The 13,534-nt window shown below is 61.6% G+C and carries 16 protein-coding genes and 1 pseudogene; all 17 read right to left on the bottom strand.

Annotated features, from left to right (window positions below; translation table 11 throughout):
* A pseudogene (locus AC1DLV_RS28950) lies at positions 1–3,197 on the bottom strand (hypothetical protein); the annotation flags it as partial.
* A gap of 96 nt (positions 3,198–3,293) precedes the next feature.
* The gene (locus AC1DLV_RS28945) at positions 3,294–3,653 is read right to left on the bottom strand and encodes a hypothetical protein (protein WP_476803479.1); all 360 of its coding nucleotides are present in this window, start codon (positions 3,651–3,653) and stop codon (positions 3,294–3,296) included.
* Positions 3,654–3,717: 64 nt separating this feature from the next.
* Complete coding sequence (locus tag AC1DLV_RS28940) at positions 3,718–3,996, bottom strand: phage tail assembly chaperone (protein WP_476803478.1); 279 nt, start codon at positions 3,994–3,996, stop codon at positions 3,718–3,720.
* Between the two features lie 77 nt (positions 3,997–4,073).
* Positions 4,074–4,532: a hypothetical protein gene (locus tag AC1DLV_RS28935; RefSeq protein ID WP_476803477.1), complete on the bottom strand. Its 459-nt coding sequence runs from the start codon at positions 4,530–4,532 to the stop codon at positions 4,074–4,076.
* A gap of 94 nt (positions 4,533–4,626) precedes the next feature.
* Positions 4,627–4,896 carry a hypothetical protein gene (locus tag AC1DLV_RS28930; RefSeq protein ID WP_476803476.1) on the bottom strand — a complete coding sequence of 90 codons (270 nt, stop codon included), beginning with the start codon at positions 4,894–4,896 and terminating at the stop codon, positions 4,627–4,629.
* Positions 4,897–4,921: 25 nt separating this feature from the next.
* Positions 4,922–6,157: a phage tail tube protein gene (locus AC1DLV_RS28925; RefSeq protein ID WP_476803475.1), complete on the bottom strand. Its 1,236-nt coding sequence runs from the start codon at positions 6,155–6,157 to the stop codon at positions 4,922–4,924.
* A gap of 25 nt (positions 6,158–6,182) precedes the next feature.
* Entirely contained in the window at positions 6,183–6,635 is a 453-nt protein-coding gene (locus tag AC1DLV_RS28920) for a hypothetical protein (RefSeq protein WP_476803474.1), read from the bottom strand.
* A gap of 3 nt (positions 6,636–6,638) precedes the next feature.
* The gene (locus AC1DLV_RS28915) at positions 6,639–7,232 is read right to left on the bottom strand and encodes a hypothetical protein (protein ID WP_476803473.1); all 594 of its coding nucleotides are present in this window, start codon (positions 7,230–7,232) and stop codon (positions 6,639–6,641) included.
* Positions 7,233–7,556, bottom strand: a complete 324-nt coding sequence (locus AC1DLV_RS28910) for a hypothetical protein (RefSeq protein WP_476803472.1) — start codon at positions 7,554–7,556, stop codon at positions 7,233–7,235.
* Positions 7,556–7,894: a hypothetical protein gene (locus AC1DLV_RS28905; RefSeq protein WP_476803471.1), complete on the bottom strand. Its 339-nt coding sequence runs from the start codon at positions 7,892–7,894 to the stop codon at positions 7,556–7,558. The genes AC1DLV_RS28910 and AC1DLV_RS28905 overlap by 1 nt, the downstream gene beginning before the upstream one ends.
* Positions 7,891–8,244, bottom strand: coding sequence for a phage tail fiber protein (locus tag AC1DLV_RS28900; RefSeq protein ID WP_476803470.1), 354 nt, complete (start codon positions 8,242–8,244; stop codon positions 7,891–7,893). Before AC1DLV_RS28900 ends, AC1DLV_RS28905 begins: the two co-directional genes overlap by 4 nt.
* A 1-nt stretch (position 8,245) precedes the next feature.
* Complete coding sequence (locus AC1DLV_RS28895; RefSeq protein WP_476803469.1) at positions 8,246–9,121, bottom strand: hypothetical protein; 876 nt, start codon at positions 9,119–9,121, stop codon at positions 8,246–8,248.
* Positions 9,122–9,140: 19 nt separating this feature from the next.
* Complete coding sequence (locus AC1DLV_RS28890) at positions 9,141–9,788, bottom strand: hypothetical protein (RefSeq protein ID WP_476803468.1); 648 nt, start codon at positions 9,786–9,788, stop codon at positions 9,141–9,143.
* Positions 9,789–9,846: 58 nt separating this feature from the next.
* Entirely contained in the window at positions 9,847–10,233 is a 387-nt protein-coding gene (locus AC1DLV_RS28885; RefSeq protein WP_476803467.1) for a hypothetical protein, read from the bottom strand.
* A 64-nt stretch (positions 10,234–10,297) separates the two neighbouring features.
* A complete protein-coding gene (locus AC1DLV_RS28880) occupies positions 10,298–11,581 on the bottom strand; it encodes a phage major capsid protein (RefSeq protein WP_476803466.1) in 1,284 nt (427 codons plus the stop codon).
* Positions 11,582–11,590: 9 nt separating this feature from the next.
* Positions 11,591–12,283, bottom strand: coding sequence for an HK97 family phage prohead protease (locus AC1DLV_RS28875; protein ID WP_476803465.1), 693 nt, complete (start codon positions 12,281–12,283; stop codon positions 11,591–11,593).
* On the bottom strand, positions 12,280–13,527 hold the full coding sequence (locus AC1DLV_RS28870; RefSeq protein ID WP_476803464.1) for a phage portal protein: 1,248 nt from the start codon (positions 13,525–13,527) through the stop codon (positions 12,280–12,282). Before AC1DLV_RS28870 ends, AC1DLV_RS28875 begins: the two co-directional genes overlap by 4 nt.
* Positions 13,528–13,534 lie beyond the last annotated feature (7 nt).

The following is a 13,534-nucleotide window of genomic DNA, read 5'->3' as shown; positions in this document are numbered from 1 at the left end:
TCGACAAGAACATCGATCGAGGTCGAGCCGTCCGGCTGTTCCGTGGCTTCAGCACTCACCTGAGCGCCAGCCAGGTTGTTGATGTTGATGTTGACCTTATTGCCGCCGCCAAGGCTCATCGGCGCGGACGAGCCGACGCGCCCGATCGGMCCRCCYGTGGCGCGRTGCTGGATGCGGTTGTCGTTGATCGCCTCCAGGAAMGGYAGGTAYTTCGACGCGGCGCTGGCCTTCACSACATACTCGCCATTGCTCARCATSGCGGGRACGSWATCGCTGGTGCCACTGCCGGGCCCGGWRACGCGRCCGCCATCGGCGTACAGYCCGATATAGCCGCCTGGATTGGCGCTGAGCCAGTTGAASGCCGCAGTGCCAGAGAAWGCGCTRCTGAGRCCRCCGCTGAACAAGCCGCTGAGCAGGCTTCCGCCGCCACCGCCGCCCGGCGCGGCCGGGAACTGGTTCAGTGCGTTGCCCATCTTGGTGAGGCCGCCTCCAAGAGAGTTGAGCCCCATGCCGGCCTCTGTGGCGCCGGTGGTCATCTTGTCGACGCCAGTGCCGAGTTTGCCGAGGCTCGCTGTCGATTTCTCCAGGTGCGCCGTGAACTTGTCGACGTACTTCGACCCAGACGTACCGAGAATATCCTTTGCCGCACCAGATGCTGCTCCGGTCGGCCGGCCAGTAAACCAGACCGACGCGGCGTCTTGCGGGTTTCCAAACTTCGACAGGGATTTGCCGAAGAAATGGTCGAATACCTTGTCCTGTGACGCCGGGCTGGCGAGGAACTGGTTGGGCGTCAGTGTCTTGCCAAGCGCTTCCTGCGACCAGGAAGGTAGGTTCGACTTCATCACCTGATAGGCACCAAGCGCCTGGTTACCGTTCTTCAGGACGGGACCGAGCGCCGAATACCCGCCGCTGCCGACGCTCTCGATAGCCTTGATCGCACCGCGATAGGCTTCCATGCCCGATACGGCGGTTGAACCGATGTCAAGAAGTGGCGACCGAGTGACCGCGCCGGGCGCATAGTTGTCGTTGACGCCACGCAGCCCGCCACCCGAAACAGCAGCCCCAACGCCACCAAATAGCGCCCCGAGAATACCGCCGCCGGCACCGGCTTTCCCGCCCGTCATGCTGCCTACAATCGAACTGGTGATCTGATCAGCCAGATTGTCCAACACCTTGTCGAGCATGTTGTTGAGCGCATTCAGAATGGCGTTGCCGAGCGCCTTGCCGAAGCTGTCGCCCCGCATAAGACCTTGTTCAAAGTCGTCGAAGAACCCACGGATTCCATTGCGAAGATCGTTGATCCGCTCATTCTCGCGAATGGTCTTGGCGATGTCAGAGTTGAGATCCACCGGCAATCCGGCCCCGCGCAAACGGGCAGCGATATCCTGATCGACCGGGGATCTGAACAACTGCTCACGTTCGAACTGGACTTCGCGGACCAGATTGGTTCGGGCGATCTCGTCCGCGAATCGACCGTATTCGGTCGCCTTTTGCTTGATGAGGTCGATTTCCTTCTGATCTGCCTCGATGCCATTGCGAGCCGCTTCCTCGCGAAGTTTCGACGTGAGGTCGTACTCCATGCGAAGCCGGGCGATCTCGCCAGCAGTCTGGCCGATCAAGCTGATTTCAAGTTGCTGCGACGCCATCGTTTCTTGGAGCGAGCGAGCGCGCTCCTTACGGGCATCGGCCAGCGACTTTTCAGCCTGCGCGAGCGCGAGCTTGCCGGCGATATCGATCCGATCAGCGCGGGCCGCGGCGCTTTCGTTGTCGTTGTACTGGGCACCGGCGGCCGCGCGTGCGGCCGCAGCCTGTTCGGCTGGGGATCGTGCCAACAGGCCTTGTAGCTGGGCTTTGGCTGCGGCGCGGCGGCGTGCCGTCGCAACACCCTCCTGAGCCTCGAAAAGAGCCAGGTTGCCCATGTCGGCACGGTTTGACGGACCTTGCGACAGCAACATGCCGTTAGGGCCGACGTCGTTGAAAAGCTGACGCCTGATGATGTCGAGTTGCCGCAGCGCCTCAGCAAGGCTGACCGAGTCCTTGGTGAGTTCCTGCAGCTTTCCGGCCGTGGCGGTCAGAGCCGCATTGTTTGGCTCCAGTGCCCAACGGTCCTCGACCATACGCTTGAAGCCGAGAATGTCCGGGGTGCCCTCGGTCGCGGTCTTGCGCAGGTGCATAATCGCATCGGCGAATGGCTTGAACTCGCCGACGACGCCGAAATAACCACCAGCGCTCTTGCCCGGCGAAACGAACTGGCCAACCTCTGACATGAGGTCGCGAGTTTGATTGGCCATAGCAAGCTTCAAGCCATTCGCCGACATCGACGAAGAGATCGCGAAACTGTTCTGGTTGCCTGCGCTGAAGGCCTGCTTTGCCTTCGAGGCTACATCGCCATATGCGTTCCCGAGGGCTTCGACCGATTTGGTCTGTTCCTTGAGCAATTCATCAGCGGTCTTCGCCTCTTTGCGGGTCAGCATGTAGAAGGCACCGGCGGCAATGGCGGCGACACCAAAACCGGTCGCAATCATGCCAAGCGGCCCAAGAAAGCCGGCGACAGCACCCACCGCGTCAACCGCGCTGGTTTTGATCGCCTTGAGCGAACCTTTTATCCCGCCGTCGCCCTGCTGTAGAACCTGAAGGATCTGGCCACCCTGCGAGGCCGCGATCTGAGAGATGGGAGCCCCAAGCAGCGCCATCGTCACAATGTCGTTGGCCTGGAACGACATACCTTGCAACTGGCCAGCGGAAAGCCTGCGGTTCTGGTTTGCCGCAATCGGCGCGTTCTGAGCAGCATTGGCGCGCTGAGCGGCCTCGCGCACCGCGTTCAGTTCGGCAACCTGCTTCTGGCGCAGATTGGTGATAATGCGAGCCGCTTCCTGCTGGGTGGTTACGCCGCGCTTGACGGCAGCATCTGCTGTTAGCATGGCGGTGTCGAGATGCTTAGCTGCCGCCAACTGCGCTTTGGCAACGGGATCGATCGAAGCCCGAAGCCGATCCCAGTTCGACGACACGCGGCCGATTGAAGTCGACTGCGCCATCATCATGTCGGTGGCCTTGCCGACGCCAGCCGCGAGTTTGTCCTCACGATCCTTCATCCGATCGACTGCCGCTTGCGCAACAGCCATGGCCCGGACGTATTCCGCCGAGCCCTGCGTCGCACCGCGCGCGTCAATGGTGAGTTCGGTTACGACTGCGGACATGTGGGGAGCCTTCAAGCGCGTGACGCGCACAACAGCGAACGCCGGCGTCCTAATTGGGACGCCGGTGCGTAATTTCGACCGTGCTAGGTGGTGCGGTTAGCTCTTCGGAGCGGGTGGGAATGGCCCCTTGCCCTTTATGGGCTTGGACTGCGAGCGAGCCATTTCTTTCGCTGCAGCCGATCCTGCCGGGGCTTGGCCCCACCCTTTGATGACCATGCAATTCTTCATGAATTGCTGCTTACGAGCTTCGTTTGCGATCGCGTTGCCGACCTCGGCGCCGAACACATACTCGGGGGAACCCCAAGCAACGATGCCCTGTTCGACGTTCATCGACAAAATCTCACATTGAGCTTTCGCGACGTGCAATTCCGGCCCGTAGCCGATCCTGGAATACTGGACGTTCGACTGGCAACCGTAGACTAGCGCCAGCGGCAATAAGCACACGATGCGTCGCACAGAGATACCCCCATCCCATCACCCCATCGTGGAAACATAAGCGCATTCGGTTTGCTTGCAAGAGTCAGTCGATCTCTCGGCTGTTCAATGAGCCCAAATAACTCTGATCGATCACCTCGATCATCTCGATTTCCCACGGCGTAAAATGGAAGCCGCTTAGACGCTGGAATGCCTCGATCTCGGTGTAGGTCAGGAGGGACGGCCCGAAGCCGTTGCTGCCGCGACGGTTGGAAAGCCTGATAAACTGGCTCCACAGATAGACGAGGCACCACGGCAATGGAGGGAGGTCGAGCTCTCGCTCAAGTTCTTCGCGGCGCTCGGCCGTCCTGGCGCGTTCGAGCAAACCCTCGATCTGCTCCCGCGCCGAAACTCCGTCTTTGTCCGGCGCGGTTAGGGCGAAATACGCCTTGGCGTGGGCCTCTAGCTTTTCGCTGAGGCCTTCGTAAAAGACCGCTCGTCGCCGATGACCTCAATCAACTGGGCAAGGGCAAATCCCATCTTGGGATGCATCAGAACCTTGGCGGCGTTCTCATCGGAGAACTCGACCGGCTCGGCGCCGATGAACGGAAATACAGGAGCCGGCGACCATCCGATGATACGGCTCAGCACCCAGCCGACGTTGTCCTTGCGAACTTCGTCGGGGTTCTTCTCATCCGGCTTCACTTTGTGGCCGTTGAGTTGCTGAACCTCGATCTTTTCCTGACGCTTCAGGCTTTTGCGTGCCTGTTCATTCGACCAGGCCAGGGCCTTGGGATGACTGGCGTCAGCGAGTTCAATGACCCAGCCCGTCCCGTCGGCGGAACCCTGCTGGCGAATTTCATAGTGGATGGAGTCGACGGGGAGGAATGCGGAAAAATCCAGAGTGCTTGTCTTGCTCATGGGAACTATCCTTTGTGGGAAGGGTGGCGAGGCGGCACCCACATGCCGCCCCGCCCATCGCATGCGACTTCGTCCGGCTGTGGGGCCGGATCTGTTACCTCGACCGACGCACAGCCGGTTTATCGGTACGGTCGACAAACACATCGATGCCGCCGCCCTCGGCGGGAGTCACCTTGATGTCGATATCGGGCGTCGCCACGGCGATGTTCACCGCGATCGCTCCGGTTTCGCTGATCTCCATCGAGGCGAGGTCGCCGACACGGCGCGGCGGCCAGCCCACGGAAAGGCCAGAAGCCTCGCCTTCGACGATCGCCGTGCGCAGCGCCTCAGCGGCGTCGCGTATGGCCTTTTCCTTGGCTTTCATGGGATTTCCCTTCCTTGAGTTGGGGTTAGGTCGCGTTGCTGACCTGAATCTTCAGGGCCGTGGCATCCCATGCGCCGCCGCGATTGTCCTTGCCCACGAGTGCAGCAGGCACAGAAATAGTCTGCGTACGCGGGCCGCCTGCCTTGGCGAGAGCCGACTTGTCGACCGAGCCAAGGGTGAAGTTCGGCACGTAGAGTGAGAAGAAAGCGGCGGGTGCCGCCGCGTTCTCCTGAGCCAGGATGTGCAGCGAAAGCGGGTTCTCGTCGATGAAGTCGGCGACGTTCAGCAGATCCTTGCGCAGGATCGACAGGTTCATCGTCACCATCTCGGTCCCGGTGAAGACATCCGGCGCGTAGGGCGACGAGCTAATGACATCCGGCGCCATGGCTTGGATATCGACCGAGATGTCGAACGAGGTCAGGTCGAGCAGATCGACGCCGCCCATACGAACGACAGCTTCAACAACTGCCAGTGGATCACCGGTCGGCGTCGTCGGGGTCGTGAAGTGCGGCGACACACCGGTCGCGAGTGCATCGAACTGACCGGTGCCAACCCACGAGGTATCGAGCAGAAGCAGACCATTCGGCTGCATGGACAGACGGAACGAACTCCACATGCAATCGGTGAAAAGCTCGGACTGGTCGAGATCGTACTCGTGCTCTTCGATCGTGAAGTAGCGTTTCACCAGATTGCCGGCGCCCGGGTTGACGAGGACGCGGCCGGTGCGGGTGATGGTGAACGACGTGTCGGCGACAGCATTGACCGTGAGCGTTTCCGCGACCGTGATAGTGCTTGCCGTAAGACCAGTGATGCGCAGGTTGCGGCTGTTGTTGGCCGGAGTGGAATGATTGGTCAGCACGAAGACATCACCGACCTTCAGGCCGGCCGTAATCCATGATCCCGCCGATGCAACGATGCTGTTGGCCGTGGTCGTGATGCTGGTCAGGCCCGCAGAGGCCTCGGTAATCGCCAGATTGGCAGTCCCCCAGGTGCTGCGAAGGACCGCTTCAAAGACGTCATCGAAACCGCCGATGGAAAGCTCGCTCGAATACTGGCCGTTGGTCTTCTGCAGACCGTGGCGACCGCGCGTCGACAGGCCGTCGCGGCGGACTTCCTGACTTTCGATGGCGGCCTTGGACATCCGACCGCCCTGCCCGCCGGTCTGGCGGATGACCTTGGCGCCGCTGCCGGTTGCGCGCGCGCCAAGCGCGGACTGGACCTTGCTTGCCGCGTAGCCGTTCCAATTCTGCGAATATGACATGTTGAGGGCTCCTTAGAGGTGCGGATCAGCCGCGATGCCAGTAGGTGAAGGGGACGGACATGGTGACGCGGAACCAGTTCCCGTCGTCTGATCCGCTGTCGCCGTCGTCGACCTGCGGTGAAAGGGTGCGGATGTAAGAGCTGAGGTCGTCGTCGTAGAATTTGGCGGCCCGGAAGATTTCGCCGATCGCCACGGCGTACTGATTGGCAGTGGCCTCACCGGTGTTTACCGGCGTGTAGACGTGGACGTAGATCCACCCGTCGTAGCGCCAGCCCCGGTTGCCCTCGGTCCCGAAGGTCCAGATTTGGCTACCAGTGCCGACAATCTCCAGATTGGCCCAAGGGAGCAGAACCCCGTCGCCATCCTGTGGCGGCCATGGCTCTGCCGGCTGTTCGTTCTGGAACGTGATCCTGGTTGTGGTCCAACCCGCCTCAAGCCGCGAACGGATCGCAGCCTTGGCACCTGCATAGTCGGCCATGTGTCAGCGTTCCGTGATGATGAGGACGGGATAGCGGTGGTCGCGGGCCTTGGAGCCCCGCACTGCACCGCCGACAACGGCCCGGTAGGTGAAGGTGACACTGGCGAGATTGCCGAACCGGCTCTGAACGATCTTGGCCGCCTCCTGGTAGACGCGCGAAGTGCCGGGCACCCGCATCGTCATCGTGCCAACCTCGATCTTGCGGCTGTAGGGCAGTGGATTGCTGATCGAGACCTCGTCGCCCGGCTTCCATGCTTTGAGGTTCGATACCGCAGTGCCGTTCAGGAACAACTGGTGGGCGTTGCGATATTCGCCGGAAAGGACCGGAGACCGGTCGAAAAGCGTCTCCATGGCAAACTGAGCCGCGATGTCGAGGCGCGGATAGACGTAGTGGATGACGCCGTTGGCCTTGACCGTCTCTTCGGCGGCGCCCTTTCGGCCATCGACGAAGCGCGAGAACGTCGTTGGCCGGGGCTCGGCTTCCATCACCCTAGCATGCTCGCGTCGGGCAACCTTGGCGATCAGCTTCCGGGTTTCCTCAAGCGTCTTCTGCTGAGCGACCATGAACTGTTGGCCGATTGCCGCGGTGCGAGTCATCTAGCCGCGCACCTGCGCTTCAATGCGGACAAGGACATCGGCAACCCGGATCGCATTCGTCGAGATGATCCGGCGCGGTGATCCGTCAACTACGACGAAGCCATTCTGAGGCGGCACCCCGAAGCTTTCCAGCCCCGTCGGCGACAACACCACCTTGCTGTCACCCTGTTGGATGATGCCGGCGATCTCGTCAGGCTTGTAGAACCGGACGCGAGCCCGAACTTCAACCTGGCCCACGGCCGTGTTGGTCTTGCGAACTTTCACGGTCGACCCAACACGGAGAAGCGCTGCATCAAGGTCCGCAATCATCTCGGCCGGGGTCATCAGGAAGCCCTGATCAAGGTCTTTTCGACCACCATGCTGCCGGTCAACACAGTCGAGGGGTTGCCCGCCAGCACCATTTCGGCCTCATGGTAATAGAGGCCTTCAAGGGCATCGGTGTCGGCTGCATTGAGGGTGACCGTGAAGACGCCCGCCGCTGGTTCGGTCAGAACAATACCGGCGTCGGATGCCTTGGAGATCACCGCCGCGTCGGCGAGTGTGCGCGCGGCCTGCCATTTCAGGGTGGCGCCGGTGATGTTGACAACATCACCCTGCTCGTTCCTGACCGTAACCTTGATCGTGCGACTGTCGCCCGCGAACATGGTGAAGTCGTTGCTCATGTGAGGTTCACGTCCGCGTCGTCGAGAGTGTAATCGCCCTGCGCGGTGAACGTCTCAGAGGCTGAAAGCGACTGGCCGCCGTAGAACGTCCCGCCAGATGAGGCCGACCAAAGACCGAAGTGCGTGACTGTCGTCCCCGCCGGGACGTCGAAGACCGGAGCGTTGGAGCTATCGAGGTTGCTGCTCGCCGCGGCATTCCACGTCACCGCCTTGCGGGCATAGGCTGGCGACCCGCCGGTGACCTCGCCGGTCCCGGAGGCGCCAGGATCAGCGGTATGGAGCGAGGCATACCCGGCAACAGCGCCGAGCGCGTTGAGCATCAAGTTTTTCGCAGTCGCGTTGAGACCCATATCAGGCCCTTCCTGTCAAAATGATCTCGCCGGGCATCACACCTGACAAGGCGATCTCCCCCGGCTGGGCTCCGTCGAACTGAATGTCTGGATGGACTTCGACCGCGGCACCGCCGGTCATCGTGATGAGGTGGGCCATCACGGCTCTGCCGAATGCCCGCTTCCGACCTAACCCGGTGGTCGCGGCCGCAACCGATAGTGATGCCGAGCCATGAGCTCGCTTGTGGCCGGTTCCTGTAAGCCCGGCGCCGGCTGAGATTGTGGACGAACCCCGCGACCGCTTCCGTCCCGAGATCGAAACAGCTGCACTGGCATTGATGGTGCCGGTGCCGGATTTATGCGCTGGCGCAGATATCGGGCCCGTTTCGAAGTCATCGATCCATGGGTCTGTGACGACCGCGCGGCCCACAAGGCCAGTGCGCGTGCTCGTCAGACTGGCGTCACCTATCGCGCCGGTCTGGACCGTGACGCCGTTAACCTTGACCGTCCAATTCGTGCCCTGGCACTCAAAACGAACCGTGTTGCCAGCGGCGACTACGGTGTCTTCCCACAAATGGGTCAGGGAACCCGCCACGCGACGGTAGACAATGAGAAACCCGCCGCCGTTGCGGATGCCAACGAAATTGTTCCGGTCGGCAAGACGGCAGGCGATGAACGGGCCGCTACCCGCGACCATATTCTGAATCGTGAACTGGACGTAGTGGTCCGCCGAGCCCTGATCTGGTGCCTTATAGGCCGAACCGGCGCCGTCGCTCGTCGTGCAGCGGAGTTGGTTGGAGACGATACCCAGCGCACCGCTGATAAGCCCGTCATGCATCCAATTTGCCGACGTCTCCAAAGTCTGGTTGGAGCGGTTGAAGTCATCGGAAAACGCCATGGCTTAGCCTCTCGGCGCTTTAGCCGATCACCAAATTTCTGAAGCGCTTGAGTTGCCCGGCGACGATGTCAGGCACAGCGTTTTCATTCGACTGGCCGGGCACCGAGCCCACCCACCACGATTTTTCGGTGCGCTCGACATCGGGGATGTCGACGACCTCGCTCTTGAGGGCCGGATCGCGCTTGGACTCCAGCCAGGCAAAGCGGACGAAATCGATAGCGGCCTGCTTGAGGTCGCCGGGGATCGTGTTGAAACCGGCCTTGTAGACCGCGACGACTTTGCGCCTATCCCACTTGATAGGCAGATCATTGCAGAGGCGACGGAGGATTCCGGCCTGCGGATCGACGAGGTAGTCGGCCGCGTCCATCGCAGAACCGTCGGCGGTCACGGAAATTACTTGAACGTTGTGGCGGCGCGAGAGAATGATCTTCTCGCCGCGCGCCTGGTACAAGGTCTCGGTCAGCGTTTCCTGCCAGAGCGTTGGCTCGCTACCGACGCCAACCGCGATGTTGCATTCCGACATGATCGAGGCCGCAACCCGCAGGCCGAGTGCGACGAGCTCGGCGTCTTGGCCGGTCCCGGTAACGCCAGCAGCGGCGCGCAGCTCCGCAATGGACAGCAGCGCCAGGCTCGCGGCTGGCGTGGTGATCGTCAGGAATGATGTCACGGGGCGATCTCCGGGAAAAGATGGGCGGCCGGAGCCGCCCAATGCGATCAGGCCGCGATCAGGCGACGGGGCGCTGAGTGGCCCTGCCCTTGATGATCGAAGCGCCAACGGCGATCGACGTGCCGCTGTTTTTCGTCACCACGACGCGAATGTAACGCTTGGTGCCGATGTAGCTCTGCTTGAAGGTGCCATCTGCAGTCAGGCTTGCAGGAAGGGTGCCGACCAGACCACCGGCGGCGACGTCGGTAAAATCGCCGTCGGTCGTGGTGTCCGATTCCTGCATCTTGGCAGTGTAGTCACCAGCACTGACAATCGCGCCGGTGTTGATGACGAGCATGGCGCTGTCAGAGCCACGAAGATCGACCGCATTGCCCTTGATGGTCGCGGCCTGGACGGCCGGCGACAGCGCAAGGACTGCGCCGAGACTGGAAGCGAGATCACGCATCTGCGTGTCCTTTCGAAAACGGTGAATGGAGGGAAGCGGGCGACCTAAGCCGCCCGCAAATGGATCAGTCGCCGAACTTGAGGAACTTCACGGCCTCGAAGTGGATGGCATCGCCGCCCACGCGCTTGGTCGTGTAGAAGCCCACGTAAGGCTTGTTGGTCAGCGCATCGCGCAGGACGCGGATGCCGACGCGGTCCACGATCTGATAGGCTTCGCGGAAATCGCCGAACGCGATCGACAAGCTGTCGGCCGCCATGGCCGGCATGTCTTCGCCTTCCACGATGTTGAAGCCGAGCAGAAGGCCGCCGGAAAGCGCCGTCACCGAAGGTTGCCAGGCGTAGTTGCCCTGCCCGTCCTTCAGCTTGCGCACGCCGGCCACGGAAGCGCGCGACATCATGAAATTCGCGTTCTGACGGTACTGAGCCTTCACGGAATACACGAGGTCGATGAGCTTGTCGGTGCCGTTGGTGGTAGCACCGAAGCCGCCATCCGTACCGGTGAGGACGTGCTGGAACGTGCCCCATGCGCGCGTGGCGTCAGCCGTCACTGCCGTGGGATAGGTGAGCAGGCCGCGCGGCTTGCCGACGCCGTCGCCGTTCAGGAACGCCGCGTTTTCAGTGCGGGCGAACTTGTCGGCGGTCTTGTCGGCGAGCCACGACTCGATGTTGAACATGGAGTCGTCGAGCAGCTTCTGCGTCACCTGCGGGAACGCATAGAGCTCGTGGACGGGAATTTCCCACTTGCCAACCTGCGGGGTGCCCGTTGCCGGACGCGGCGCCGTTTCCCCAACCCAGCCAGCAGTGCCTTCGCCGAGATCGTTGATGCCTTCGAGGCGATCCGTGCCGATGGTGACTACCGAAGCCACCTGACGCATCGGGGTCGTCTCGTAAACACGCTTGATCATGCGGCCGGACACGTCGGGAACGACGGTGTAGCCGCCATCCGGGTCGGAGCCGACCGACATGGCCTTGCGCTCGTCTGCGCTGAGGCGTTCGCCCTTGCGCATGTAGGCGACGAAGCCGGACTTGTAGGCCTTGTAGCCTTCCAGGTCGATCTGCTCGCCGCGCTCGGCCGCGAACTGCGCAGCAGCCTTGGCTTCTTCGGCGTTGTCGCCCGAGCCACCGCCGAGGGAAAGGCGGTTGACCTTGGCCTCGATGTCGTCGGCTCGGCTCTTGGCCTCGTCCTGGAGCTTGTCCAGTGCGGCGTTCAGCTTCTCGACCTTGTCGACAGTGACAGTGTCAGCAGAGCCGAGTTTCTTGATTTCGGCCTGCATCTCGTCGTTTGCCGACTTGAAGGCCGCAAAGGCGGTGCCCTGCTCTTCGAGCAGTTTCTTCAGTTCCGGGTCCATCTGGACCTCCTATTTTCGAGTGAGGATTGACATGTTGCGGCGGACGAGATCGATCGCCGCCGTTTTCGCGTCCTCATCCCGAGGATCCGCAGTCTTGAAACCGCCGGCAGCAATGGCCTTGGCGGCAGCATGCGAGAAACCGCCCACATCCCGTAGGAAGTCCTCGAATTCACGAATGGTCTTGATGTCTTCGGCCGACTTGACCCCGTCAACACGCGCCTTCCCGTTCGCCGGAAAGGTGACGACCGACAACTCGACGAGGTCGACCTTCTTCAGGGTCCGGCGGGGCTCTTCGGGTTTGGTCCCGAGAGCGAATTCCTTCGCGCGGTAGCCGATCGACATACCGTCGAGTGCGCCCTCGCGCATCGCGCCATGAATGGTTTTGCCGCGCTCGGTGTCGAGGTTGATGAGGCGCCCCTTGACCCGAAGACCGGTGTCGTCCTCGTCCATTTCGTCCCATTTGCCGATCGGCAGGGCGTCCATGTCGGTAATCATCCAGCCGCCGTGCTGAACAAGCATCGGAGGAAGCTTCTTCTGCTTCTTCCATTCCTTCAAAGTGTCCTTGAAGGCGCCCTTCTGGATGACGTCGCCATAGGAATCGACGTTGCCGAAGACGGCGCCATAGCCCTCGAAGGTGCCAACAGCGGCCCCATCGTCAGCGAATTTGAACTCAAGGGGCGTCAGAATATGGTCGCGCTTCATTGATCTTCCTCGCTGGCCGGCTTGGACGGCGGGTCATTCGGGGTAGGTGCGGCCTTGACGACAGGCTGAGGAAGTTCGTCGGCCTTCGGGTCGTCGCTGCGGTCCATGTCCTGGCGGTCGCGAACTTCGTTCTGAGTCATCCAGCCCTTGGTTCCGCCGGAGCCCAGCGCCTTGGCGTAGTATTCCGCCTGGTCCTTTGCCGCGCCGCGCATCAGGGCATTCGGGTTCAGTTTGGTGAAGAACCCGGCCCGACGCTGGTCTTCAGTCAGCAGATTGACGTCCGCGCTCTGCTCAAGGCGTTGATACCAAGGCATTAGGCAGTGAACGACATGCTGCAGGAAGATCGATTCCGTAGCGGCGCGAGCCGCCATATCGGCCGGATGGCCGACCATCAGCGGCATGACGCGGAACGGTCGGCAGATTTCCTCGATCTGGTGCTTCCGGGTCTCGATCAACTGCTGATCGGCCGCCGACATGACATCGGCGAGCCATTTCGCGTTCTTGTCGAGGATGAGCGGCTTGTGCGACCGGTCACCGCCGATCATGTGGCGGTCGAGCCACGACGCAAGCAACTCGAATTGGGGCTTGTCGAGCGTACCCTCGACCGACAGCGCGCCGGATGTCTTGGCGCCGTTCTTCTGGAACTCGGACTGGCCTTGTTCGAGCGAAATCGACAGGCCGATGGCATCGCGTGCCAGTTTGGTCGCCTCCAAGCCCATCCATGTGTTCCATGAAGGGCCTCGAAGGTGCCAAATCGCGTCCTTTCCGAAGACTTTCGCCTCTCCGTTGGCGGCCGTGACCTTGTACTGCAGCGAGTAATCGGCCTTCTGCTCGACCGTTACGCGCCGTGGCTCGATCGGAATGAGCTCCTTAACCCTCGCGTCTCGGCCCACGCGGTTGACGAAAACGAACGCATTCCCCGTCAAAATGGTGTGAAACATGATGGTTTCACGGAATTCGAAGCTGGTTTGCCACGAATTCGGGCGCCGATAGAGCACATAGTCGAGATCGTCCGCGGCAATCTGCTTTCGCCCGCCTGCCTCCTGGTAGAGGTGGAACGGAACTTGCGAGACGCCCTCGGCAATCACGCGGCAGCAGGCAAGAACGGTCGAAACCTCAAGCGCTGTCTGCACCGTGACGACAGCGCCGGCCTTGGACTCGCGCCCGCCGCCGTAAATCTGCCGGAACAGTTCGAAGGTGTCGTTCTTCTCTTCCTTCCCGAACACACGTTTCCAGAAGCCCATAAGCAGC

This window comes from Aminobacter sp. 01T433 (genome assembly GCF_056398585.1).
The sequence above is the reverse complement of the archived record's forward strand: the minus strand, read 5'-3'. Positions and strand labels throughout refer to the sequence as shown.

Excerpts from the sequence above, each read along its gene's own strand:
- AC1DLV_RS28870 (WP_476803464.1), bottom strand. The coding sequence starts at position 13,527 with ATGGGCTTCTGGAAACGTGTGTTCGGGAAGGAAGAGAAGAACGACACC.
- AC1DLV_RS28885 (WP_476803467.1), bottom strand. The coding sequence starts at position 10,233 with ATGCGTGATCTCGCTTCCAGTCTCGGCGCAGTCCTTGCGCTGTCGCCG.
- AC1DLV_RS28880 (WP_476803466.1), bottom strand. The coding sequence starts at position 11,581 with ATGGACCCGGAACTGAAGAAACTGCTCGAAGAGCAGGGCACCGCCTTT.
- AC1DLV_RS28905 (WP_476803471.1), bottom strand. The coding sequence starts at position 7,894 with ATGAGCAACGACTTCACCATGTTCGCGGGCGACAGTCGCACGATCAAG.
- AC1DLV_RS28900 (WP_476803470.1), bottom strand. The coding sequence starts at position 8,244 with ATGGGTCTCAACGCGACTGCGAAAAACTTGATGCTCAACGCGCTCGGC.
- AC1DLV_RS28935 (WP_476803477.1), bottom strand. The coding sequence starts at position 4,532 with ATGAGCAAGACAAGCACTCTGGATTTTTCCGCATTCCTCCCCGTCGAC.
- AC1DLV_RS28895 (WP_476803469.1), bottom strand. The coding sequence starts at position 9,121 with ATGGCGTTTTCCGATGACTTCAACCGCTCCAACCAGACTTTGGAGACG.
- AC1DLV_RS28930 (WP_476803476.1), bottom strand. The coding sequence starts at position 4,896 with ATGAAAGCCAAGGAAAAGGCCATACGCGACGCCGCTGAGGCGCTGCGC.
- AC1DLV_RS28875 (WP_476803465.1), bottom strand. The coding sequence starts at position 12,283 with ATGAAGCGCGACCATATTCTGACGCCCCTTGAGTTCAAATTCGCTGAC.
- AC1DLV_RS28920 (WP_476803474.1), bottom strand. The coding sequence starts at position 6,635 with ATGGCCGACTATGCAGGTGCCAAGGCTGCGATCCGTTCGCGGCTTGAG.
- AC1DLV_RS28910 (WP_476803472.1), bottom strand. The coding sequence starts at position 7,556 with ATGACCCCGGCCGAGATGATTGCGGACCTTGATGCAGCGCTTCTCCGT.
- AC1DLV_RS28925 (WP_476803475.1), bottom strand. The coding sequence starts at position 6,157 with ATGTCATATTCGCAGAATTGGAACGGCTACGCGGCAAGCAAGGTCCAG.
- AC1DLV_RS28915 (WP_476803473.1), bottom strand. The coding sequence starts at position 7,232 with ATGACTCGCACCGCGGCAATCGGCCAACAGTTCATGGTCGCTCAGCAG.